At 73.4% G+C, this 23,136-nt stretch carries 22 protein-coding genes; 10 read left to right on the top strand and 12 right to left on the bottom strand.

Annotation, left to right across the window (positions count from 1 at the left end; genetic code table 11):
• Positions 1–64: 64 nt before the first annotated feature.
• Entirely contained in the window at positions 65–916 is an 852-nt protein-coding gene (locus ACH4K1_RS18145) for a polysaccharide deacetylase family protein (RefSeq protein ID WP_398090296.1), read from the bottom strand.
• A gap of 152 nt (positions 917–1,068) precedes the next feature.
• On the opposite strand from ACH4K1_RS18145, the gene ACH4K1_RS18140 reads away from it, so the two are divergent.
• On the top strand, positions 1,069–1,536 hold the full coding sequence (locus ACH4K1_RS18140; RefSeq protein ID WP_398090295.1) for a universal stress protein: 468 nt from the start codon (positions 1,069–1,071) through the stop codon (positions 1,534–1,536).
• A gap of 15 nt (positions 1,537–1,551) precedes the next feature.
• On the opposite strand, the gene ACH4K1_RS18135 is transcribed toward ACH4K1_RS18140, so the two are convergent.
• Entirely contained in the window at positions 1,552–2,751 is a 1,200-nt protein-coding gene (locus ACH4K1_RS18135) for a CapA family protein (protein ID WP_398090294.1), read from the bottom strand.
• 267 nt (positions 2,752–3,018) lie between these two features.
• Here ACH4K1_RS18135 and ACH4K1_RS18130 point away from each other — a divergent pair, with 267 nt between their 5' ends.
• On the top strand, positions 3,019–3,591 hold the full coding sequence (locus ACH4K1_RS18130) for a sigma-70 family RNA polymerase sigma factor (protein ID WP_398090293.1): 573 nt from the start codon (positions 3,019–3,021) through the stop codon (positions 3,589–3,591).
• Here the strand turns inward: ACH4K1_RS18130 and ACH4K1_RS18125 are convergent.
• Complete coding sequence (locus ACH4K1_RS18125) at positions 3,525–3,722, bottom strand: zf-HC2 domain-containing protein (protein ID WP_398090292.1); 198 nt, start codon at positions 3,720–3,722, stop codon at positions 3,525–3,527. The two genes, ACH4K1_RS18130 and ACH4K1_RS18125, sit on opposite strands and share 67 nt — an antisense overlap.
• A 112-nt stretch (positions 3,723–3,834) precedes the next feature.
• Here ACH4K1_RS18125 and ACH4K1_RS18120 point away from each other — a divergent pair, with 112 nt between their 5' ends.
• Positions 3,835–4,347: a hypothetical protein gene (locus tag ACH4K1_RS18120; protein WP_398090291.1), complete on the top strand. Its 513-nt coding sequence runs from the start codon at positions 3,835–3,837 to the stop codon at positions 4,345–4,347.
• Between the two features lie 81 nt (positions 4,348–4,428).
• Here the strand turns inward: ACH4K1_RS18120 and ACH4K1_RS18115 are convergent, their stop codons facing one another.
• The 7 genes from ACH4K1_RS18115 to ACH4K1_RS18085 all read right to left on the bottom strand — a co-directional run bounded on the left by ACH4K1_RS18115 (position 4,429) and on the right by ACH4K1_RS18085 (position 13,415).
• Positions 4,429–5,619 carry a sensor histidine kinase gene (locus tag ACH4K1_RS18115; RefSeq protein ID WP_073770771.1) on the bottom strand — a complete coding sequence of 397 codons (1,191 nt, stop codon included), beginning with the start codon at positions 5,617–5,619 and terminating at the stop codon, positions 4,429–4,431.
• Positions 5,616–7,121, bottom strand: coding sequence for a cation acetate symporter (locus tag ACH4K1_RS18110; protein WP_398090290.1), 1,506 nt, complete (start codon positions 7,119–7,121; stop codon positions 5,616–5,618). The genes ACH4K1_RS18115 and ACH4K1_RS18110 overlap by 4 nt, the downstream gene beginning before the upstream one ends.
• Entirely contained in the window at positions 7,118–7,480 is a 363-nt protein-coding gene (locus ACH4K1_RS18105; RefSeq protein WP_398090289.1) for a hypothetical protein, read from the bottom strand. The genes ACH4K1_RS18110 and ACH4K1_RS18105 overlap by 4 nt, the downstream gene beginning before the upstream one ends.
• A 101-nt stretch (positions 7,481–7,581) precedes the next feature.
• Positions 7,582–8,334, bottom strand: a complete 753-nt coding sequence (locus ACH4K1_RS18100; protein WP_228992035.1) for a LytTR family DNA-binding domain-containing protein — start codon at positions 8,332–8,334, stop codon at positions 7,582–7,584.
• A gap of 188 nt (positions 8,335–8,522) precedes the next feature.
• On the bottom strand, positions 8,523–9,920 hold the full coding sequence (locus ACH4K1_RS18095; protein WP_398090288.1) for a wax ester/triacylglycerol synthase family O-acyltransferase: 1,398 nt from the start codon (positions 9,918–9,920) through the stop codon (positions 8,523–8,525).
• 216 nt (positions 9,921–10,136) lie between these two features.
• Positions 10,137–12,200 (bottom strand): SpoIIE family protein phosphatase, encoded by a 2,064-nt coding sequence (locus ACH4K1_RS18090; RefSeq protein WP_398090287.1) that lies wholly within the window; start codon positions 12,198–12,200, stop codon positions 10,137–10,139.
• A 123-nt stretch (positions 12,201–12,323) separates the two neighbouring features.
• Positions 12,324–13,415, bottom strand: coding sequence for a DUF6777 domain-containing protein (locus ACH4K1_RS18085; RefSeq protein ID WP_398090286.1), 1,092 nt, complete (start codon positions 13,413–13,415; stop codon positions 12,324–12,326).
• A 342-nt stretch (positions 13,416–13,757) separates the two neighbouring features.
• Here ACH4K1_RS18085 and ACH4K1_RS18080 point away from each other — a divergent pair, with 342 nt between their 5' ends.
• A complete protein-coding gene (locus tag ACH4K1_RS18080) occupies positions 13,758–14,270 on the top strand; it encodes a DUF1990 family protein (protein ID WP_398090285.1) in 513 nt (170 codons plus the stop codon).
• 58 nt (positions 14,271–14,328) lie between these two features.
• Complete coding sequence (locus tag ACH4K1_RS18075; protein ID WP_398090284.1) at positions 14,329–15,786, top strand: lipase maturation factor family protein; 1,458 nt, start codon at positions 14,329–14,331, stop codon at positions 15,784–15,786.
• Between the two features lie 42 nt (positions 15,787–15,828).
• Here the strand turns inward: ACH4K1_RS18075 and ACH4K1_RS18070 are convergent, their stop codons facing one another.
• Together ACH4K1_RS18070 and ACH4K1_RS18065 are read right to left on the bottom strand one after the other, a co-directional pair.
• Positions 15,829–16,005, bottom strand: a complete 177-nt coding sequence (locus tag ACH4K1_RS18070) for a hypothetical protein (RefSeq protein ID WP_398090283.1) — start codon at positions 16,003–16,005, stop codon at positions 15,829–15,831.
• 360 nt (positions 16,006–16,365) lie between these two features.
• On the bottom strand, positions 16,366–17,850 hold the full coding sequence (locus tag ACH4K1_RS18065) for an SDR family NAD(P)-dependent oxidoreductase (RefSeq protein WP_398090282.1): 1,485 nt from the start codon (positions 17,848–17,850) through the stop codon (positions 16,366–16,368).
• Positions 17,851–18,127: 277 nt separating this feature from the next.
• Between ACH4K1_RS18065 and ACH4K1_RS18060 the strand changes: the two genes are divergently transcribed.
• From ACH4K1_RS18060 to ACH4K1_RS18040, 5 genes are all read left to right on the top strand, one after another.
• Positions 18,128–19,024 carry an RNA polymerase sigma factor SigF gene (locus ACH4K1_RS18060; RefSeq protein ID WP_398090281.1) on the top strand — a complete coding sequence of 299 codons (897 nt, stop codon included), beginning with the start codon at positions 18,128–18,130 and terminating at the stop codon, positions 19,022–19,024.
• A 205-nt stretch (positions 19,025–19,229) separates the two neighbouring features.
• On the top strand, positions 19,230–20,465 hold the full coding sequence (locus tag ACH4K1_RS18055) for a PP2C family protein-serine/threonine phosphatase (protein ID WP_398090491.1): 1,236 nt from the start codon (positions 19,230–19,232) through the stop codon (positions 20,463–20,465).
• Positions 20,455–22,086 carry an ATP-binding protein gene (locus ACH4K1_RS18050; RefSeq protein ID WP_398090280.1) on the top strand — a complete coding sequence of 544 codons (1,632 nt, stop codon included), beginning with the start codon at positions 20,455–20,457 and terminating at the stop codon, positions 22,084–22,086. Before ACH4K1_RS18055 ends, ACH4K1_RS18050 begins: the two co-directional genes overlap by 11 nt.
• The gene (locus ACH4K1_RS18045; RefSeq protein ID WP_030118201.1) at positions 22,083–22,526 is read left to right on the top strand and encodes a response regulator; all 444 of its coding nucleotides are present in this window, start codon (positions 22,083–22,085) and stop codon (positions 22,524–22,526) included. The genes ACH4K1_RS18050 and ACH4K1_RS18045 overlap by 4 nt, the downstream gene beginning before the upstream one ends.
• A gap of 97 nt (positions 22,527–22,623) precedes the next feature.
• Complete coding sequence (locus tag ACH4K1_RS18040) at positions 22,624–23,079, top strand: ATP-binding protein (protein ID WP_228992025.1); 456 nt, start codon at positions 22,624–22,626, stop codon at positions 23,077–23,079.
• Positions 23,080–23,136 lie beyond the last annotated feature (57 nt).

The raw sequence follows: 23,136 nt of genomic DNA, 5'->3' as shown, positions 1-23,136 counted from the left end.
CCTGCCGCGCCCCCGGCGGTCACGTCGGTTCCGGTGTCGTCGGGGGCGCACCACGCCGGTCCGCTCAGAGGCGGTGCGGCACCGTGAGGCGGTAGCCGCTCTCCAGCAGCCGGGGCAGGTAGCGGCGCAGGGCCGCCACGCTCTGCGAGCGATCGCCGCCCGCGTCGTGCGAGAGGACGACGACGCCGGGCGCCGCGCCGTCCAGCACCCGCCGCACGATCACGTCGGTCCCCGGCGTCCTCCAGTCGAGCGTGTCCACGGTCCAGGCCATGGGCTCCATGCCCAATTCGGCCCCGATCTCGAAGGAGTTGCGGTTCCACGCACCGTAAGGGGCGCGGTACCACAGCGGCGGCCCCCCGAGCGCCCGGTCCACCGCCTCGCTGGTACGCCCCAGCTCGTCGCGGATCGCGGCGCGGGAGAGCTTCGGGATCAGCGGGTGGGACCAGGAGTGGTTGCCCACCACGTGCCCGTCGTCGGCCATCTCGCGCAGCAGGTCCGGGTTGCCCTCGGCCATCTCGCCGCAGACGAAGAACATCGCGCGGACCCGGTGCTCGCGCAGGGTGGCGAGGATGTGCGGGGTGTAGAGCGGGTCGGGGCCGTCGTCGAAGCTGAGGACCATCGAGTGCCCGAGGTCGGGGAGGTGTTCGAAGGGCCGGGTCCGCACGGGCGGCCGGGCCGGTCTGAACCGGGGCGGGGTGTGGGCCGTCATGGGTTCGAGCCGGTAGGGGGAGGGGCGGCCCCGCACGGCGGCCGGGGGCCCCGCGGCGGCGGCGGGCGGGGCTCCGGCGGTGTGTGCGGGGCGGGTGGGGGTCGACGCCGGACCGGCGGCGACCAGGTGGACGGCGGTGGCGGTTCCGAGGCCGAGCGCGATCCTCAGCAGCGTGCGGCGTTCGGGTCGGGGGTGATCGCTTCTCATGGCCAACTGCTCGCACGGCCCACGGCCCCGTCCGGCCGCCGACACCAAGCAATGCCCGTTTTGTACCCATTCGACGCAGTATGCTCATCATCCTCGGAGCCTGCCGCGGCCCCCGGATCCCGCCCTTCGGCCGAGCCGATAGCCTCGGAGCCGTGACAGAGCAGCAGCCTCCCCCTCATCGGTTCGAACGCGGGACCGACGGCCCCAAGGTGATCGTCGCGGGGCTGGACGGCTCCGATTCGTCGATGCGCGCGGCGGCCTACGCCGCCGGACTCGCCCGCCGCCAGAACGCCGTGCTGGCCCTGGTGTACGTCCAGCCCGTCATCACGGCGGGCGCGGCGCTGGGCGTGCCGGTGGCCGACACGACGACCGAGGTCGCGGAGGGCCTGGTCTCCGAGATCCGCGAGGCCGCCGAGCGCTTCCGGGACGCGTGGGACGTGCGCTGGGAGTTCCACACCTTCCGGGGCGACCCCTACAACGGGCTGGTGACGGCGGCCGACGATCTGCGGGCGGACGCGGTGGTGGTCGGGGCGTCGGAATCGGCCGGGCACCGCTTCATCGGTTCGGTGGCCGTACGCCTGGTGAAGGCGGGGCGCTGGCCCGTCACGGTGGTGCCGTAACCGCCGACGCCGGCCCTACTCGCCCATGCGGAGCCCGTCCTCCTCCGCGCCCCGGCTGAGGACGACGGCACGGATGCGGTCGCGGACCCCCTTCAGGTGTCCGGCCCCGCCGTCGATCGCGGCGTTGAGGTTCACGGCCCGCCCCGTGGTGGTGTCGTACCACTGCGGGACGAACTCGGCCTTCTTCACGGTCCAGCGCCCGCCGGCTTCGGCGGGCGGCGCGAAGGTGAAGCGGGCCATCGAGCTCTGGTTGCCGCGCGGGTCCTGGGCCCCCTCGTCGTTGATCATCGCCCCGGCGATCTGGTCGCCCATGCCGTAGACGACCCAGACGCCGTTGACCTTCTCGTACGCCTGGGGCACGTGGGCGTGCGTACCGGCCACGACGTCGATGTCCGGGCGCCCCCGGTCGGTGGAGGCGGTGATCCTCCGGGCCAGCTCCCGCTGGCGCGCGTCCGGCTCGTCCTGCCACTCGGTGCCCCAGTGGAGGGAGAGCACGACGACGTCGGCGCCCGCCCGGCGGGCGGCCCTGGCCTCCTCGATGATCCTGCGCTCGTCGGTCACGTCGACCGTCCAGGGCCGGTCGGCGGGGAGCGGGATGCCGTTGGTGCCGTAGGTGTACGCGAGGTGGGCGACCTTGGCGGCGTGCTCGCCCGGCCCGGCGGACAGGATCGTGGGCCGGGCGGCCTCGGCGGCGGTGCGGGCGGAGCCCGCGTGCCGGATGCCCGCACCGTCCAGGGCGTCGAGCGTGCGCCGTACGCCCTCGGCCCCGTCGTCGAGGGTGTGGTTGGAGGCGGTGGAGCAGGAGTCGAATCCGGTGGCGCGCAGGGCGGAGGCGATCTCCGGCGGCGACTTGAAGCTGGGGTAGCCGGTGTAGGGGCCGCCCTTCTTCCCGTAGACCGTCTCCATATGGCAGAACGCCAGGTCCGCGCCGGAGACGACCGGGGCGACGCCCGCCAGCATCGGGGCGAAGTCGTAGCCCGCGCCGCCCGCGTCGGCGGCGGCCCGGTCGATCACGGAGGAGTGCGGCAGGACGTCGCCCGCGGTGAGCAGCGTGAACGGGCGGGGCCCCTCGGCGTGCCCGCCGCCCGTGCCCCGGGCGGCGGCGGAGTGCCCGCTCGACGCGGGGGGCGCGGGCTGCTGCCCGGTGCAGCCGGTGGCCGCGGCGAGCAGGAGGGCGAGGGCGGCCACGGCGCCCGGTCGGATGCGCTGGGTCATCTGCTCGGCTCCATGTTCGGATGATTACGACCATCCGACTACATAGATTTTCATATCGGATAAGCAAGGAGCATCGCCGCATACCTAGCTGAACCGGTCGTACCGGCCGACCCTGACGGCCCCTCGACCGTTCACCGCACCATTCGCCGCACTGAGCGACCGCTCGTCGCACACCTCGGCGCACCGCCTGTTCCCGCGCCGCCGAATGCGTTCGTATACGCCCGTCGGCAACGAGGCCGCCAGGGGCCTCGGCGGGAGAGGACGTTCATGAAGACCACCACGACGACCGATGAGCGGACCCTGGCGGAGCTCCAGCGGGAACACGGCCCCGCCCTGTTCCACTTCCTGCTCGGCCTGACCTTCGGGGACCGGCAGCGGGCCGAGGACCTGGTGCAGGAGACCCTGGTACGCGCCTGGCAGCACCCGGAGGCGTTCGACGCCCCTTACGCCTCGATGCGGCCCTGGCTGTTCACCGTCGGCCGCCGCCTGGCGATCGACGCCCGGCGCTCCCGGCAGGCCCGGCCGGTCGAGGTCGGCGACACGGTCCTGGAGACCACCCCGGACGCCCGGGACACCGCGGACAGCGCCGTGCACGCCCTCGACGTCCGCGAAGCGGTCCGCACCCTCAGCCCCGAGCACCGCGCGGTGCTGGTGCAGATCTACTTCCGGGGCCTGAGCGTCGGCGAGACGGCCGAGGTGCTCGGCATCCCCGCAGGAACCGTCAAGTCCCGTTCGTACTACGCGCTGCGGGCCCTCGCACGGACCCTGCCCGGTTACTCCCGCAGGTCCTCCGGCCGGACCAGCGCCAGCAGGGCGGCTGCCTCGGCCACCTCCACGTAGCCCCGGGCGCAGCCGTCGCAGCCCTGGAGGTGCCGGGCGACGCGGCGCGTCTCCTGCGCGTCCAGGGCGTCCAGGACGTACGCACCGAGCAGCAGGCGCACATGCGGGTCGTCGCCGGGGTCGGCACTCATTCGCAGCCTCGCATCTCCTGGGCGATCCTCCCCTTCTGTCCACGCCGGAGGCCCGCCCCCGGTTCAATGCTGCGTGAAGCCCGGCACCGAGCGAGAAAAGAGGCGAGACGGGATGCGTCCCGAGGATACGGAGGGGACCGGCGGGAACGGGCTCCGGGTACCGATGACGTGGCTGGCCACCGAGTACATCGCCGACGAGCTGCTGCGGACCGGCGATCTGATGGAGCCGAGGACGCCGGAGTTCCGCGCCGGGCGCGACGCGCTCGCGCTGACGATGTTCCTGTGCGAGCGCCCCGGGGAGACGGCGGCCCTCGCCGTCCTGTCCGAAGCGCGGGTGGAGGAGCTGAGGAAGCTCACCGCGTACGCGTGCGCCTGGCGCGGCTGGATCTGCGAGCGGCTGGCGGAGGCCGAGCTGCGCACCGGCGCCGAGGACCCCGATCTGGCGCTGGCCCGGTCGGCCTGGCGCTGGCTGGAGGAGACCGAGCTGCCGGCCGCGGACCTGGACGCGATCGGCCCCGCGCCCTGGGCCGCCGCCGGCCCCGCGGGCGATCAGGAGGTCCGGGTCTGGACGCCCGCCTGGCAGTTGGGGCTGCCTCTCGGACACCTGGCCGTCCAGCTGTGCTGAGAGGGGGCGGGGGAGGGCGGGGCCTCGGGGCGGGGGCGGGGCCTCCGGGGCGGGGGCGGGCGTCCGACCCGCCGGCCGGGTTCAGGAACCGTGCACTCCGGCGCGGTACTTGGGCAGCCGCAGCGTGATCTTCATGCCCGCCCCGACCCCGGTCTCGATGACCAGGCCGTAGTCGTCGCCGTAGACCTGGCGCAGCCGCTGGTCCACGTTGAGGAGGCCGATGCCGGCGGAGGCACCGCCCTCGCCGCGCAGGATCCGCCGCAGCCGCTCGGGGTCCATACCCGTCCCGTCGTCCTCGATGACCACCTCGGCCTCCGAGCCGGCGTCCAGGGCGCTGATGGTGATCCGGCTGCGGGTGACCGCTCCTTCGAGGCCGTGTTTGACGGCGTTCTCCACGAGCGGCTGGAGGCACAGGAACGGCAGCGCGACCGGCAGCACCTCGGGGGCGACCTGGAGGGTCACGGCGAGCCGTTCCCCGAAGCGGGCCCGGACGAGCGCCAAGTACTGGTCGATGGAGTGCAGTTCGTCCGCCAGCGTGGTGAACTCCCCGTGCTGCCGGAACGAGTAGCGGGTGAAGTCGGCGAACTCCAGCAGCAGTTCACGGGCCTGTTCGGGGTCGGTCCGGACGAACGAGGCGATCGCGGCGAGCGAGTTGAAGATGAAGTGCGGGGAGATCTGCGCCCGCAGGGCCTTGATCTCGGCCTCGATGAGCTGGGTGCGGGAGCGGTCCAGCTCCGCCAGTTCGAGCTGGACGCAGACCCAGCGCGCCACCTCCCCCGCCGCCCGGGCCAGCACCGCCGACTCGCGCGGAGCGTAGGCGACGAGCGCGCCGAGGACCCGGTTCTCGACGGTGAGCGGTACGGCGACGGCCCAGCGCAGCGGGCAGTCGAGGTCGGCGCAGCCGCTGTCGAAGGCGGTGCCGCGGCCGTTGTCCAGCAGCGCCTTCAGATGCTCCATCACGTCCTTGCCGTGGTGGTGCCCGGCCCCGTCCCAGACCAGCACCCGGTCCCGGTCGGTGAGGCAGAGGGCGTCCGTGCCGAGCAGGGAGCGCAGCCTGCGGGCGGCGCGCCGGGCGCTCTCCTCGGTGAGCCCGGCCCGCAGCGGCGGGGCGGCCAGCGACGCGGTGTGCAGGGTCTCGAAGGTGGCGTGCTCGACGGGGGTGCCGACGTCGCTGGGGCGCACCGGCCGGGCGGTGCGGCGGCCCAGCAGGTGACCGGCCCCGAACAGCAGTGCGGCCAGGACGACGAGGACGGCGGCCCCGGCCCCGGTCATCGCTCCCTCCCGGGGGCCGCCCGCGCCGGGGTGAGGGCTTCGGGGAGGTGGAAGCGGGTCATGGCGGCGTTGGTGCCCGGGGGTATGCGGCCGGGGGTGGCGAGCGAGACGAGGACCATCGCGAGGAAGCCGACGGGGACCGACCAGACGGCGGGCCAGGCGAGCAGGGCGTGCGGCCAGCCCGGCGGGCGTACGGCTCCGCTGACGGTGATGGCCACGGCGAGCAGCGCGGACCCCCCGCCGAGCAGGAGCCCGGCCGCCGCACCGGGCGGGGTGAGCCGCCGCCACCAGATGCCGAGGACCAGCAGGGGGCAGAAGGAGGAGGCGGAGACGGCGAAGGCCATGCCCACCGCGTCGGCCACCGGCACCCGGCTGACCAGCAGCGAGATCAGCAGGGGCACGGCGATGGCGAGGACGGTGGCGAGGCGGAAGTGGCGTACCCCGCGCGAGGGCAGCACGTCCTGGGTGATCACCCCGGCCACGGCCATGGTGAGCCCTGAGGCGGTGGACAGGAACGCGGCGAACGCCCCGCCCGCGATCAGCGCCCCGAGGAGGTCGCCGCCGACGCCGCCGATCACCCGGGCCGGCAGCAGCAGGACGGCCGCGTCCGCGTCTCCCCCGTACCGCAGTTCGGGGGTGTAGAGGCGGCCGAGCGCCCCGTAGAGGGGCGGGAGCAGGTAGAAGAGGCCGATCAGGGCGAGGACGGCGACGGTGGTGCGGCGGGCGTCGCGGCCGTTGGGGCTGGTGTAGAAGCGGACGACGACGTGGGGCAGGCCCATGGTGCCGAGGAAGGTCGCGACGATCAGCCCGTAGGTGGCGTAGAGGGGGTGGTCGGCGCGGAAGACGGCGAGCTGGTCGTCGAGGCCGACGCGGGGCCGGCCGTCGCCCTGCCAGGCGAGGACCAGGAAGAGGGCGGGGACCAGGAGGGCGGTGAGCTTCAGCCAGTACTGGAAGACCTGGACGAAGGTGATGGAGCGCATGCCGCCCGCGGCGACGGCGGCGGTCACGACGGTGGCGACGAGGACGTCGCCGAGCCAGCCGGGGGCGCCGGTGAGGATCTTGAGGGTGAGTCCGGCGCCCTGGAGCTGGGGGACGAGGTAGAGCCAGCCCGCGCCGACGACGAGGGCGCTGACCAGTCGGCGGACCCGCCGTGATTCGAGCCGGCCCTCGGCGAAGTCGGGCAGGGTGTACGCCCCGGAGCGGCGCAGGGGCGCGGCGACGAAGACGAGGAGCACGAGGTATCCGGCGGTGTAGCCGACCGGGTACCAGAGCATGTCGGGGCCGTGGACGAGGACGAGCCCGGCGACCCCGAGGAAGGAGGCGGCCGAGAGGTATTCACCGCTGATCGCGGCGGCGTTGAGCCGGGGCCGCACGGTGCGGGAGGCGACGTAGAAGTCGGAGGTCGTACGGGAGATCCGCAGGCCGAAGCCGCCGACGAGGACGGTGGCGAGGACGACGAGGGCGACGGCCGCCCAGGACGCCGTGTGGTCGGGGGCGCTCACGGTGCGGGGCGGCCCTCCACCAGCCGGGCGAAGTCGCGCTCGTTGCGCTCGGCCCGGCGGACGTACCACCAGGCGGCGAGGGTGAGCGGCGGGTAGGCGGCGAAGCCGAGCACCCCCCAGACCAGGGCGGGGCTGTCCAGCGCGGCGAACAGCAGCGGCAGGGTGCCGGTGACGAGGGCGAGCACGGTGAAGACGGTGAGCCCGGCGCGCAGTTGGCCGCGCATCAGCGAGCGCACGTAGGCCCCGCCGAGTGCGGTCTGTTCGTCGATCTCCGCCTGGGTGCGGTAGCGGGGCAGCGGACGCACCCGGCGCGGCTCCCCCGTCACCACTTCCCGCCGGGGGGTTGGCTCTGCGGACATGGGCTCGGAGTGTAGGCGTCGGCGGGCCGCGCTGGGAAGGAAACGCGAAAGGACCCCCCAGGTCAGCGGCGGCGCCGTGCCGTGTCGCGGGGCCTGATCCCTCAGCGGCCGCCCTGGCGCATCAGGAGGTCGCGCAGCGCGCGGGTGTGGCGGCGGCTGACGGCGAGCTCGGCCTCCCCGATGCGTACGCTCATGCTGCCCGCGTCCAGGCGCAGTTCGTCGATCCGGCCGAGGGCCACGAGGTGGCGGCGGTGGATGCGGACGAAGCCGCGGGAGCGCCAGCGCTCCTCCAGGGTGGTGAGCGGGATGCGGACGAGGTGGCTGCCCGTGGCGGTGTGCAGCCGCGCGTAGTCGCCCTGCGCCTCGGCGTACGCGATCTCGTCGATGGGGACGAAGCGGATCACGCCGCCGAGTTCGACCGGGATCTGGTCGCCGGCGCCGTCGTGGACCGGGGCAGACCGGTCCCCCACCTGCTCGGCGACCCGGCGGACGGCTTCGGCGAGCCGTTCGCGGCGGACCGGTTTGAGGACGTAGTCGACCGCCTTGAGGTCGAACGCCTGGAGGGCGAAGCCCTCGTGGGCGGTGACGAAGACGATGAGGGGGGGCGCGGCGAACCCGGCGAGGAGCTGGGCGACGTCCAGGCCGGTGAGACCGGCCATGTGGATGTCGAGGAAGACCACGTCGATCGCGGAGGGGTCGTCGGGGCCGGCGTCCACCGCACCGCCGATGCGGCGCAGGGCCTCGGTCGCGCCGGTGGCGCCCTCGGCGCTGCGGACACGGGGGTCGGCGCGCAGCAGGTAGAGGAGCTCCTCCAAGGCGGGTCGTTCGTCGTCGACGGCGAGTACGCGCAGCATGAGGCCGGAGTTTAGGTGTTCCCGGGGCCGACGGTGTGAAGGGTGCACGGCTTGTTCCCGTACCGCGGCACAGGCGGACGGCCGAACCCCACCGGGACGGGGCGGCGGGGAAGGGGTCCTTCCAGCGGGGCGGGCCGGCCGTCGAGGTGGGCCCGCAGGGCTGCGGCGTGGGGCGGTTCGGGCAGGGCTCAGGGCTGTCGCGGCCGGTCGCCCGCCGCCCGGCAGGACGCCGGCGCGCGGTCCGTGCCGGCGACGAGGGCGTACAGCTCCGTGAACTCCTCCCCCACCGCCGCGGCGAGCCGTTCGAGGTCGGGCAGTGCCTTGCCGTCGGCCACCAGGCCCACGTGCACCCGCCCGCCGTAGGTGGTCAGGGCGACCGCCAGGGACTGGCCCCGGGCCAGCGGGGCCATGGGGTAGAGGGCGGTGAGCGGGCAGCCGCCGAGCGAGAGCGCGGAACGGGGCAACGGCACGCTGGTGACCAGGACGTCGAAGAGCAAGCGGGCCGCGTTGGCGGCCAGGGGCGCACCGAACCGGTGCGCCAGCGGCGGGAGTTGGTCAGCGAGCACGGCGACGGCCCCGGCCCCCTTGAGCGGGCCGGCCGCCTTGTTGCGGTCCATCGCGCACCGGACCGCCCGGAGGCGTGCGCGCGGGTCGGCCTCGGCGACCGGCAGCCCGAGCAGGTAGGCGGAGAGCCGGTTGCCGGAGGCGGCGCCGCCGGGGCGGCGCCGGGAGACGGGGACCAGGGCGCGTGGAGCGGCGGTGGGCAGGGGTCCGCCGCGCTCGGCCATCCAGCGGCGCAGCGCCCCGGCGACGACGGCGAGGAGGATGTCGTTGGCGGTGCCGCCCTCGGCGCGCCGGATCCGCTGGAGGTCCCCGGCGTCGAGGTCGGCGGTGGCCAGGCGGCGGGTGCCGCTGGAGGGGGCGGCGAGGGCGGAGGGCCCCCACAGGTCGAGGCGTCCGGCCCGGACGACACAGGCCCCCACGCCGAGCGCCCGGCCGACCTCGCCGATCCGTCCGAGCGCCATGCCCGCCATCTCCCGGAGGTCGGGCAGCCACGACCGGGGCGGGACGGGCGGACGGCTCCGGAAGGCGGCGCGGGCGCTGGTGACGGCGGCGATCTCGTCGAAGATCCCGGCCCCGATGGCCACCGCCCGCAGACCGTCGGCCAGAGCGTGGTGCAGCTTGACCAGGACGGCGAAGGGCTCGCCCTCCGCTCCGCCGATGAGGTACATCCGCCAGGGCGGCAGCCCGCGCCCGAGAGGGCTCTCCATCAGCTCGCCGGCCAGCCGGGTGGCCTCCGCCGTGAAGTCGCCGTCGCCCACGGGGACGTGTTCGACGTGCCGGTGCACGTCGAAGTCCTGGTCCACGGCCCAGGCCGCGCCGCCGACCGGCAGCAGGACGTCCCGTACGCGCAGGCGCAGCCGGGGGACGGCGGCGGCGCGGTCGGCGAGGAGGCCGAGAATGCGCTGCGGCCCGGTACCGGGCGTCGGGGCGAAGACGGCGAGCGCGCCCAGATGCATCGGGTGGGCGTCCGACTCGAGGTGCCAGAAGGCGAGATCGAGCGGGGCCAGGAGCTCGGTACTCAACGGGGGGCCTCATGTCGTCGAAGATGGCGTCGAGGGCGACGGGGCCGGGGCGGCCGGTCTCCGGTCCCGGCAGTCAACCCCTTACGGCCGGTCACGGTCAAGCACATACCTGTCACGTACGGTTACGCGGCCGCGCCGGTCGCGTTGGTCCAGGACGTCTGCGGTCGGCGCCCCGGCGGACCGGGACGCAGCGGGCGGCACGCAGCGGGCCGGGCTTCAGCGGGCCGGAATGAGGAAAGCGCACCACACGCATTTGCCGGTGCCGCGCGACTCCACGCCCCAGCCGTCGGCCAGCCGGTCCACCAGCATCAGGCCGCGCCCCGACACCCCCTCCTCCCCCGCGTCGCGGCGTCGGGGCAGGGCGCTGGAACGGTCCTCGACGTCGACGCGCAGCCGCCGCTCGGCTCCGGTGAGGACCCGGACGGTGACGATCGCGCCGCCGTCGGTGTGCATGAGGGCGTTGGTGATCAGCTCGTCGGCCGCGAGTTCGATCTCGTCGGCCCGGTCCTTCGCCCCCCAGGCCCGGACCGCGGTCCGGATCATGTGCCGGGCCGAACTCAGCGCCTCGGGGTCGTTCTGGGCGACGTGCTGCTGGAGCCGGCCGCCCGACTGCGGGGCGTGGGCGGCGCGGCGGCGCAGCAGCAGGACGGCGACGTCGTCCTGGCCGCCGCGCCCGTCGACGGCGTCGCAGAGCCGGTCGGCCAGCTCGTGCAGGTCCCGGGGGCCGTTCGCGACGAGGGTGGTGAGCCGCTGCATGCCCTCGTCGAGGTCGGAGCCCGGCAGTTCGACGAGCCCGTCGGTGAAGAGGATCATCGTCTGGCCGGGGTCGAGTTCGACCGTGCCGACCGGGTACTCCAGCCGGCCGAACTCGGCCGAGAGGCCGAGCGGCAGCCCGCCCTCGGTCGCCACTCTGCGGCAACTGCCGTCCGCCTCCCGCACCACCGGCTCCACGTGCCCCGCACGGACCATCTGCACGACCCCGGTGGTGAGGTCGGCCTCGGCGTAGGTGCAGGTGGCGAAGCGGTCGGTGTCCAGTTCGTGGAGGAAGACGGAGGCGCGGGCCATCACCGTGGCGGGGCTGTGCCCTTCGGCGGCGTACGCGCGCAGGACGATCCGGAGCTGCCCCATGACGGCTGCGGCGTGGGTGTCGTGGCCCTGCACGTCCCCGATGACGGCGCCGACCCGGCCGCCGGGCAGCGGGATCAGGTCGTACCAGTCGCCTCCGATGTCCCGGCCGAGCCGGGCCGAACGGTAGCGGACGGCGACCTGCGCCCCCGGCACGGCGGGAATCCGGCGCGGCAGCATCGCCTGCTGGAGCCCCTCGGCGAGGTCGTGCTCCTGTTCGTAGAGCATCGCCCGCTGGAGGCTCTGGGCGATCGAGGTGCCGAGCGCCATCAGCAGGTTGCGCTCGTCGGCGGTGAAGCCCGCCTTCCCGCTGTAGAGGAGGCCGAGTGCGCCGAGCGGGCGGGCCTGGGCGATCAGCGGCATGTAGGCGGCGGAGGTGATCCCGAGGCGGCTGATGCCGGGCCACAGGATCGGGTAGGAGGCGGCGAAGTCCTCGGCGGACTCGATGAAGCGCGGGGCCAGGGTGCGGACCACTTCGCTCATCGGGTACTGCTCGTCCACCCGGGTGTAGCGGGTTCCGGGGACGTGCGCGCCCTCGGGGCCGTCGGCCACGAGGTGGATGCGGCCGGACTCCAGCAGGCCCATGACGAGGCTGGTGGCCCCGAGGTGGGCGAGCCCCTGGGAGTTCTCGAGGACGGCGATGACGTCCTTGACGGTACGGGCGTGGGCCAGGGCGGCGGTGGTGCCCTCGACCAGGCTGGTGCGGCGGCGGCGCTCCTCGTCCAGCTCGTGCCGGGCGGTGGAGTCGGCCAGCTCCTGGGTGGCGTCGCGGACGATCCCGATGATGCGGCGCGGGCGGCCGGTCCCGTCCCTGCGGACGAAGCCCTGGGTGTGGGTCCAGCGCAGGGTGCCGTCGCGCCGCTGGACGCGGAAGTACGCGCCGTAGTTCACGCGTCCGCTCTTGAGGGCGTGCGAGACCAGCCCGTCCAGGCGCTGCGCCTCGTCCGTCGGGACGCGCGGTGCGAGGGAGGACGGTCGGCCGTCGTACTCGTCCGCGGTCAGGTCGAACACGTCGAGGGCCGGCTGGTCCATGTGCATGAGGCCGGTGTCGAGGTCCCAGTCGAAGCTGCCCATGCGGTTCAGGGCGAGGCTGAGGTCCGGGTGGGCGGGCCAGTCGTCGGGGAGCGACAGGGCACCCGCTGCCCGATCATCCATATCGGCCACTCTGCCACCATTTTTCAGATTCTTCTCGTCCGATGCCGTCTGCTTCCCGCCCGGTGACGGCCGGTCGGCCGTAGGGGCCGGGGCGGGGGCTCGGCCATGTCCCGTACGGTCCGGTCAGCCGGTGAACACGTCCCCGAGATCCGCCTCCATGGGCTCCTCCTCGGGGCCGGCGGGCTCGTCCGGCTCGACGGGAAAAACCTGGGTCGGCTCGGGCGCGACGTCCGGTTCGCCCTCCTCGTACTCCCACGGTCCGTCGGGCGGCGGGTCGCCGAACTCGTCGGCCGACTCTCCGGGGCCGGGGTCCGTCGGCTCCTCCGGCGCGGAGGGGGCCGGGTCGGACGGGGCGGACTCCGGGGGCGCGGACTCGGTGGGGCGACCCGGCGACGGGAAGAGCAGCTCGGCGTCGGGCTCGAAGGGCGGCGGCTCGTCCGGGGTGCGGTCGCGGCCTCCGCTGTCGCCCACGGCCCGCTGGATCCAGGTGTTGTCGTCGGTGTCGACGATGATCAGGCTGGTGGCCGCCTTGGCGCCGGGCTCGACGGCCACGATGCGCGCGGGGTCGTAGCCGGGCCAGCGCTCGCCCCGGTGGGCGGCCTTCCCGTCCGCGGCCTCCGGCGGTCCCAGCGGATTGCCGCAGGCGCACCGGACGCGGGGCATCCCCCGGCTGTCGACGAGGACGGCGGTGCCCGCCTGGAGCACGGCCTGGAAGGCGGTGGCCGTCCCGGCGCCGTAGCCGTGGTTGGTCACCTGGGCGTCGACGCTCAGGACGACCGGCGTGAGGGACTTCAGGTAGCCCGGGATCTGGACGGCCTCGATGCCGGAGGCGCCGGCGAAGGCGCGCCCCTTGCCCTTGTCCCCGGTCAGCAGCTCGGTCTGCCGCTCCACGTCGCAGGCGGCGACGGACCGGCTGCCGCCGTAGAGCCCCGGGGCGGCCCCGGAGACCCGGTGGACCGTACGGGTGGCGGAGGGCGGGGCGGAGTCCGGGGTGGCGGAGGGCGCGGGGGACGCCGGCGCCCGCGCCGTGGACGCGGTGAACGGTCCGGGGCCGGGGGACGCCAGGGGCTGGAGGAGGACGTCCTCGGCCTTCGCGGTGCCCGTGGTGCCCTTCGCCGTACGGTCGCCGCCCTCGGCGCAGCCCGCGGCGGCGAGCAGCACCCCGGCGGAGAGCGCGGCGAGCGCGGGCCGCCGGAAACGTCTGGGTGAGCGCACAGAGCTCTCCTGCCTGTCCCTGGAGAACGAAAGAGAACGATCGGGTGCCACCATCTGTGCCGCACCGAGCACGGACCCGCAAGCGGAGGCCCCCCTCCACCCGCTTCTTGAACACGTTCAAGAAACCCTCTACCCTCGACCTGAGAGGTGAACGCGCCCCCGTCGCCGACGCGCCGCCGGGGACGTCGCGGTCGGCCCGCCGCCGTCGCCGTGCCGGGCCTGCTCGTCATCACACCGGCGGGCTCCGGCCGACCGGGCCGCGCCCGCCCCGCGCCCCGTCCGCGCGGAGAGCCGCGCCGCAACCCGCACCGACGTCCGCAACCGCACCGAAGGCAGGACCTCATGAGCACCCTCACCTATCCGGAGGTCGGCGCGACCCGCCGCGGCCCGCTTCCCCGGGGCTACCACCATCTCCACCACCGCACTCCGGTCGGCCGCGGCGAGGCGGACTTCGCCACCGCCGGCGCGGCGGTCACCGAGTGGCGGATGCACCGCGCTTCGGGGGCCCGGGTGGAGGCGGCCGCCCGGCGCGCGGAGCCCGGCGGACGCGTGCGGGTCTCCCTCGGGCTGGGCCCCCTGCGCTTCACCGCCCCCTGCGAGGTGGTCTGGACGGCGTACGGGGAGGGGGGCCGCACCGGTTTCGGCTACGGCACGCTGCCCGGCCATCCCGAGCGCGGCGAGGAGTGTTTCGCGGTGGAGCTGGCGGACGACGGAACCGTGTGGTTCACCGTGCTGGCGTTCTCGTGCCCCGCCGCCTGGTACACCCGGCTCGCCGGGCCGCTGGTGCCGCACGTGCAGCTCTGGTACGCGCGCCGCCTCGGCCGTGCGCTGCGCCGGATCGTCGCCGGGGGCTGACCCGGCACGGTCGCGCGCGAAGAGGCCCCCGGCGGGGCGCCCGCCCATACTGGCAGGGATGGAATGGTTCACCGCGGACGGCTACTGGCTGAGCCGGCTGATCTTCCAGCGGGCGCTGGCCGTGGTCTATCTGGCCGCCTTCCTCTCCGCCGCCCTGCAGTTCCGGGCGCTGATGGGCGAGCGCGGCATGCTGCCCGTACCCGATCTGCTGCGGCGCACCCCCTGGCGGACCGCCCCGGGGCTGTTCCGGCTGCGCTACTCGGATCGCCTCTTCGCCACCGCCGCCTGGAGCGGCTGCGCCGTCTCCCTGGCCCTGCTCGCCGGGTTGGACGGCCTGCTGCCCCTGTGGGGCGGCATGCTGCTCTGGGCGCTGCCGTGGCTGCTGTATCTGTCGATCGTCCAGGTGGGGCAGGTCTGGTACGCGTTCGGCTGGGAGTCGCTGCTGCTGGAGACGGGTTTTCTGGCGGTCTTCCTCGGGAACGGGGACACGGCCGCGCCGGTCCTGGTGCTGTGGCTGCTGCGGTGGCTGCTGTTCCGGATGGAGTTCGGCGCGGGGCTGATCAAGATCCGCGGGGACGCGTGCTGGCGGAAACTGACGTGCCTGGACTTCCACCACGAGACCCAGCCGATGCCGGGCCCGCTGAGCTGGTTCTTCCACCACCTCCCCCGGCCCGTGCACCGGCTGGAGGCGGCGGCCAACCACCTCACCCAGCTAGCGGTCCCCTTCCTGCTGTTCACCCCCCAGCCGGTGGCGAGCGCGGCCGCCGGCCTGATGGTCCTCACGCAGCTCTGGCTGGTCCTGTCGGGGAACTTCGCCTGGCTGAACTGGCTCACCATCGCCCTGGCGCTCTCCGCGATCGACTGGACCTTCCTGGCCGGGCCGCCGCCGGCCCAGTCGGAGCCGCCGCTCTGGTACACGGTGGCGGTCACCGCCGTCACCGCCCTGATCCTGGTGCTCAGCTACCGCCCGGCGCGCAACCTGCTCTCGCGGCGGCAGGCGATGAACCGGTCCTACGACCCCCTGCACCTGGTCAACGCCTATGGGGCGTTCGGCTCCATCAGCCGGATGCGGCTGGAGGTCGTGGTCGAGGGCAGCGCCGAGCCGGCGGGCCGGGGGGCGGACGCCCAGTGGCGGGAGTACGGCTTCCGGGGCAAGCCGGGAGACCTGCGGAGGCTGCCGCGCCCGTTCGCCCCGTACCATCTGCGGCTCGACTGGATGATGTGGTTCGCGGCGCTCTCCCCCGCCTACGCCCGCCCCTGGTTCGTGCCGTTCGTCGAGCGGCTGCTGGCGGGCGACCGGGACACGCTCCGGCTGCTCGGGCACAACCCGTTCCCGGACGAGCCGCCCCGGCAGGTGCGCGCCCGGGTCTTCCACTACCGGTTCACCGGGTTCCGGGAGCTGCGGGCCACCGGCCGCTGGTGGCACCGCACCTACGTGCGGGAGTTCCTGCGGCCCGTCTCCCGGCCGCTGCCGCCGGAGCGGGAGGGCGGGGCGACGGGCCGCGGGAAGCGCTGACGGGACGGCCCGCGCCGTCGAGCAGCGGGGCTGCGCGTCGGTTCAGTCGATGCCGGGCAGGATGTGCGGCTCGGCGAGGTCGTCCTCGTATCCGGCCAACCTGATCGGGGCGGACCTCGCCCAGACCTCGATGTTCCGCAGCTTCTCGGGGCGGCCGGGCCGGCCGAGGGCCCGTTCGGCGGGGGGCGTCTCGCGCTCTGTCAGTTCCGGTGTCGTCACCGCGCACTCCTCTGGGTCGCGTCACTCGGGGCGTCGCCGACGCTCCGGCACCGAGGCCGGAGCGCGACCGCCCCCGAGCGGGGCAGGGATGGTGATATATCGGTCGCGGTGGCGCCGGTTCGGGACGGAACAGCGGCCGGGTTACCGACCGTGTCCCAGGACGGTCGAGGAACATTCGTGGGCCCCTCGATGGCGTCCGTTCGCCTCAGCGTAACCAAATGAGCGCCGCATCGCTCGATAGAACGTGTGCGGTAGGTCACTTTCAGCCACCGGGCCCATCGAAAACCCGGCCCGGAACACATCCTGGGCCGGGTCTGCGGAACGGCGCGCGGAGACCACCGGACGGTGGAGCCGTTCGGGCTACCAGTTCGCCGGGGCGTAGTCCTTCAGGAAGCAGCCGTACAGGGGCTCGCCGCTTTCGCCGCGCACGATCGGGTCGTAGACCCGGGCCGCGCCGTCCACCAGGTCGAGGGGCGCGTGAAAACCCTCCTCGGCGAGGCGCATCTTGTCCGGGTGCGGGCGCTCGTCGGTGATCCAGCCGGTGTCCACGGCCGTCATCAGGATGCCGTCCTTCTCGAACATCTCCTGGGCGCTGGTGCGCGTCAGCATGTTGAGCGCCGCCTTGGCCATGTTGGTGTGCGGGTGGCCCGCACCCTTGTAGCCGCGGCTGAAGACGCCCTCCATCGCGGAGACGTTGACGACGTACGTGTGCTTCGCGGCGGCCCTGGCCATCGCCGGGCGCAGCCGGCTGATGAGGATGAAGGGCGCGGTGGAGTTGCAGAGCTGGACCTCCAGCAACTCGATCGGCTCGACCTCCTCGACCGTCTGGATCCAGCTGTTGGTGTCGTGCAGGTCGGGGACGAGGCCGCCCGCGTCGATCGCGGTGCCCGCGGCGATCCTGGCCGGCGAGGCGGAGCCGGTGACCAGGGCGAGGTCCGTGACCTCCTGGGCGCTCAGCACCTCCTTGCGGGCCCCGGGCAGCGCGGCGACCCGGTCGACCGTGCCGCTGTTGAAGGTGCCGATGACCTCGGCGGCGGGCAGCTCGCCCGCGGGCAGCGGGGCCGCCTCGGCGTTGACCAGCTCGCTGTAGGCCGCCGGGGAGCGGCGCACGGTCTGGGCGGCGTTGTTGATCAGGATGTCCAGCGGGCCCTCGGCGGCGACCGAGTCGGCGAGCGCGACGACCTGGGCCGGGTCGCGCAGGTCGATGCCGACGATCTTCAGCCGGTGGATCCACTCGTCGCTGTCCTCCATCGCCTTGAAGCGGCGGATCGCGTCGTTGGGGAAGCGGGTGGTGATCGTGGTGTGCGCGCCGTCGCGCAGCAGCCGCAGCGCGATGTACATGCCGATCTTCGCCCGGCCGCCGGTGAGCAGCGCCCGGCGCCCGGTGAGGTCGGTACGGGCGTCGCGGCGGGCGCGGTTCTCCTTGGCGCACGCCTGGCAGAGCTGGTGGTAGAACGCGTCGACCTCGACGTACCGCGTCTTGCAGATGTAGCAGGACCTGGGGCGCTGGAGGATGCCCGCGATCTCGCTCCGGGCGGTGGAGGAGGGCAGCACGCCCTGCGTCTCGTCGTCGATGCGCTCGGCCGAGCCGGTCGCCGTGGCCTCGGTGACGGCCCGGTCGTGGGCGGTCTTCGCGGCGCGGCGCTCCTGACGGCGGCGCTGCTTCACGGTGCGGTAGATCCCGGCGGTGGCCCGGCGGACGAGGATGGCGTCCGGGTGGTCCACCTCGATCCGGTCGAGCTCGTCGAGCACGCTCAGGCAGACGGCCAGCCGCTCCGGGTCGATTCCGGGGCCGAACTCCTCGACGCCGGGAGCGACCTCCGGGCTGTCCTCTGTCACCGTCATTGCCGTTCCTCTGTCATCTTCTCGCCGCGGGTCAGGGTTCACCGCAGGCCGAAACACCCCGATCAAGTCTGCCATGCGCGGGCCACTGCTCCGTTCGGGCGACGGGTCGGGCCCCGGCGGCGGCGATCGGCGTCGGAGAGGAGTGCCGGGCATCGGGGAGGAGTGCCGGGAGGGGCCGTGGAAAGAAGGTGAAGAAAAGCGGAGGAAGGCAGGAATGACTTCGCGAGGAGGGGGCAGGCGACGGTCCGACACATTGAGCAGCAGGGAGGGTGACACCATGACGGCGATGTCAATGCAGGCCGCCGGGACGACTACGCCGCTGAGCGGTGACCGGACCGGTGCGCGGACAGCGGACGTCGTCGGAGAGCTGCCCTGGGTCGAGGACGCCGGGAAGGTCGCTCCCCAGGACGCGCGGGCCCTGTCGAAGATCTTCTTCGACAGGCTCCAGGTTCTGGAGGAGGGCACGCACGAGCACCAGTACGCGCGCAACACCCTGATCGAGATGAATCTCTCCCTGGTGCGGTTCGCGGCGTCCCGGTTCCGCAACCGGGGCGGCGACGACACCGAGGACATCATCCAGGTCGGCACGATCGGCCTGATCAAGGCGATCGACCGGTTCGACCTGTCGCGCGAGGTCGAGTTCGCGACCTTCGCCGTGCCCTACATCGTCGGCGAGATCAAGCGGTTCTTCCGCGACACCACCTGGTCGGTGCATGTGCCGCGGCGCCTCCAGGAGCTGCGGGTGGACCTCGCCAAGGCGAAGGAGCTGCTCTCCGCCAAGCTCGACCGCGACCCCACCGTCAAGGAGCTGGCCGCCCACCTCGACCTCTCGGAGGAGGAGGTCATCGAGGGCTTGGTGGCCGCCAACGGTTACTCGGCCGGTTCCCTCGACACCCCCTCCGCCGACAGCGACTCGGGCCAGGAGCAGCGCGCGTACGCCGACGTCCTGGGCGAGGCCGACCCGGGCATGGAGGCCGTCGAGAACCTGCACACCCTGGCCCCGCTGCTGGAGCAGCTCGACGACCGGGAGCGCCGGATCGTGCAGATGCGGTTCGGGGCGGAGATGACGCAGGCGCAGATCGGCGCGGAGCTGGGCGTGTCCCAGATGCACGTCTCGCGGCTGCTGAGCCGGATCGTCCAGCAGTTGCGCAAGGGGATGTGCGTCGAAGCGTGAGACCGTACGAACCGCTCGGGTTCGGCACGGATTCCGGCCGCCCGCCCTTCGGGGCGGGCGGCTTCGTGCCGTCCTCCCGCCGCCCCGTCCACGACGGGGCCTTTCGCTCGCATATGCTTTCCGACGAGCAGGCCGGACACACCGCGCCATCGCACGAGAGGGTGGAGGGTTGACCGAGTCGCCCGTGGGCACGTCACCGATCCCTATGGGCACCCCCGTCATCCCCGACCAGCAGGTCGGTGTCCCGCACCACCCCGAGGCCCCGCTGTGGAACCTCGACGCGTCGATCCTGTTGGTGGAGGACGACGCGGGCGACGCGTTGCTCGTCGAGGAGATGCTCACCGACAGCGAGCTGGACTCCGCTCTCACCTGGTGCAAGACCCTGGCCGAGGCCCGCGCCTTCCTGCGCACCTCCGCCGCCCCGGTCTGCGTCCTCCTGGACCTGCACCTCCCCGACGTCCACGGGCTGGACGCGGTGCGCCAGATCCTGGAGTCCGACAGCGAGGCCGCGATCGTCGTCCTGACCGGTCTGGAGGACTCGGGGACCGGGCTCCGCGCCGTCGCCGGAGGCGCCCAGGACTACCTGGTCAAGGGCCGGCTGGGCCCCGAGATCCTCTCGCGCGCCATCCGCTACGCCCTGCAGCGCAAGGAAGTGGAACGAGCCGCCGCGGCCCTGCGCGCCAACCGGCTGATCGCCCAGGAGAACGCCCGGCTGGAGCGCGGGCTGCTGCCCGTCCCCCTGCTGCGGGACAACCGGTTCCGGGCCCGCGCCCGGTACGAGCCGGGGCGCGTCCACGGGCTCCTCAGCGGTGACTTCTACGACGTCGTGCAGACCTCGGACGGCACCGTGCACGCGGTGATCGGCGACGTGTCCGGGCACGGGGCGGCCGAGGCCGCGCTCGGCGTGTGCCTGCGGGTGGCCTGGCGTACCGCCGTCCTGTGCGGTACGTCCCAGGAGGAGCAGATAGCGCTGCTGGAGGAGATCCTGGCCGCCGAGCGGTCGGACGCGCACGTGTTCGCGACCGTCACCTCACTGGTGTTCCCGCCCCACCAGCGGCACGCCCAGATCCTGCGGGCGGGCCATCCCGGCCTCCTGCTGCGTCAGGGCGACGATGTGTCGTGGGTGGAGCCGGAGGGCGGCATGGCGCTCGGGCTGCTGCCCGGCATGGGCCGCTGGCCGACCGTGGAGATCCCGCTCTCGCCCGGCGCGGGCGTGGTCCTCTTCACGGACGGGCTGTTCGAGGGGCGCGACGGACCGGACAGCCGCCTCGGCGAGGAGGGGCTGCTCGCGATGGCACAGGACAACGGACATCTACCGGCACACGCGTTCATCGACGCCCTCGTGGAGGGAGCCGCCGAGGGGGCGGCCCCCTACGGTGGCCTCGCGGACGACGTGGCCGTACTGCACTTGGGCTGGGGATCGGAAGACGATGAGCACTGACCGCGCGAAGGACATACCGATGCAGGGCGTCGCCACCCGGCTTTCGGTGCAGTCCTGGGTCCACCTGATCCTCGGCGGGTTCGTCGTGGTCGTCTGCGGCTGCCTGGTGATCGGCGGTCTGGTGCTCTCCCGGATGTCGCAGCGCACCGATGAGCTGGTGGACCGCATCCAGCCGGCCCGGTCGGTCTCCTTCCAGTTGCAGAACGCCCTGCTCGACCAGGAGACGGGCGTCAGGGGATTCGCCCTGACCGGTGACCCGTCCTTCCTGGAGCCGTACCGGAAGGGCGAGAGCGCCGAGCGTCAGCGGCTGGCCGAGGCGCGGAAGCTGGTGGGGGACGACACGCGCCTGGCGGGGGACCTGGACGCCGTCGAGGCCGCCGCCGAACGGTGGCGGCGGGACAAGGCCGAGCCGTTGATCGCGGCGGTCCGCCAGAGCGGCCCCAGCCATTCCGGCACCACCGCGCAGCTCCAGAGCAGCAAGACGGAGTTCGACGGCCTGCGGCGCGCGTACACCCTCCAGCAGCAGCATTTGGCCGACGCCCGGGACCGGGCGCGGGCCGATCTGGACGCGGCGCGCTTCACCCGCGACTGGGTGGGGGGCATCCTGCTCGCCGTTCTCGTGCTGACGATCCTGGCGCTGAGCGTGCTGCTCCACCGGATCGTGGGCATCCCGCTGAACCGGTTGCGCGCCGCTTCCGAAGCGGTGCGCTCGGGGACCTTCAGCAACCGGATCGAGATCAAGGGACCGTCCGACGTCCAGGCCGTGGCCGGGGCGGTGGAGAACATGCGCCGGCGGCTGGCGGACGAGCTGTCCGACGCCCGGACGCGCGAGCAGCTGCTGGCGGACCAGACGCAGGAGCTTCGCCGCTCCAACTCGGAGCTGGAGCAGTTCGCGTACGTCGCCTCCCACGACCTCCAGGAGCCGCTGCGCAAGGTCGCCTCCTTCTGCCAGCTCCTGGAGAAGCGGTACGGCACCGAGCTGGACGACCGGGGCAAGCAGTACATCGCCTTCGCGGTGGACGGCGCCAAGCGCATGCAGGTGCTCATCAACGACCTGCTGACCTTCTCGCGGGTGGGGCGGGTCCACGACAGCTGGAAGCCGGTCGACCTCGGCAAGGCGTTCGACCGCGCCCTGGGCAACCTGTCCGCGGCGGTCGAGGAGTCGGGCGCGAGCGTCGAGCGGCCCGAGGAGATGCCGGAACTCGTGGGGGACGCGACCGCCCTCACCATGGTCTGGCAGAACCTCATCGGCAACGCGGTGAAGTTCCGCCACCCCGACCGCACGCCCCGCATCACCGTCGACTGCGTGCGGGAGGACGAGGACTGGCACCTGACCGTGTCGGACAACGGGATCGGGATCGCCCCCGAGTTCGCGGACAAGGTGTTCGTGATCTTCCAGCGGCTGCACGGTCGCGACGAGTACGACGGCACGGGCATCGGGCTCGCGCTCTGCCGGAAGATCATCGAGTTCCACGGTGGCCGGATCTGGTTGGAGCCCGAACCGGCCGAAGGCACCCGTATCCACTTCACCCTGCCCGTGGCGCCCGAGGCGCCCGCCCACACCACGGCGGAGCTGCTCGCTCCGGCCCTGCTCACCAGCCCGTCGGGAGACCCTTCGTGAACACACCTGTCCAGCCCATCGAGGTCCTGCTGGTCGAGGACGACCCCGGCGACGAGCTGATGACCCGTGAGGCGTTCGAGGACAACAAGATCCGCAACACCCTGCACGTCGTGCGCGACGGGCAGGAGGCGCTGGACTTCCTCTACCGGCGCGGCGAGTACGGCGACGCCCCCCGCCCCGACCTGGTGCTCCTGGACCTGAACCTGCCCAAGTACGACGGCCGGCAGGTGCTGGAGCAGATCAAGGGCGACCCCGAGCTCTCCCTCATCCCGGTGGTCGTGCTCACCACGTCCTCGGCCGAGGAGGACATCCTGCGCAGTTACAAGCTGCACGCCAACGCGTATGTGACGAAGCCGGTGGACCTCGACCAGTTCATCGCCGCGGTGCGCCAGATCGACGAGTTCTTCGTGACCGTGGTGCGGCTGCCCGGGCGGAAGTAAAATCTGCGACGACCCCCTGGGAGTGCGATGTCTCGCCTCGGGTAGACGAATGGCGGAAAAGGTTTCCGACCTCACTGCGGCGGCTTGGCTGGAGCACATGAACGAACAAGTCACCTCCCCACCGGGAGACCCGGGTCAGGGGTTGGCTTCCGCCGAGGTACTGCTCAGCGCCGAGGTCTTCGACGGCGAGCCGGGCTGCATCGCGATGGCCCGTGCGCTCGCCGACGACTTCCTCACGCGGCTCGTGGAGGAGTGCGCCGCCCCGATCGGGGAGCACACGCGCAGCGACCTGATGCTGGCCGTGAGCGAGCTGGTCACCAACGCGGACCGCTACAGCCACGGCCCCTACCTCCTGGAGCTGGAGGGCAACGCGCGGCTCATCAGCGTCACGGTGTACGACAGCAGCACCGCCATGCCCGTCCTGTACGCCCCCGACCCCTCCCGCCTCGGCGGTCACGGCATGGAGATCGTGGTGGCCCTGTGCGACCGGCTCACCGCCGAGCGGGTGCCGGTGGGCAAGCGGATCCGGGCGGAGTTCCAGCTCAGTACCTGAGCCCGCCGGCACCGCCCCGGCCGTCGAGCACGGCGGCGGCCTCGACCGGTGGGCCGG

The organism is Streptomyces sp. NPDC017448, from assembly GCF_044330565.1.
Lineage (GTDB): Bacteria > Actinomycetota > Actinomycetes > Streptomycetales > Streptomycetaceae > Streptomyces.
This window is presented reverse-complemented; position numbering and strand designations above follow the sequence as displayed.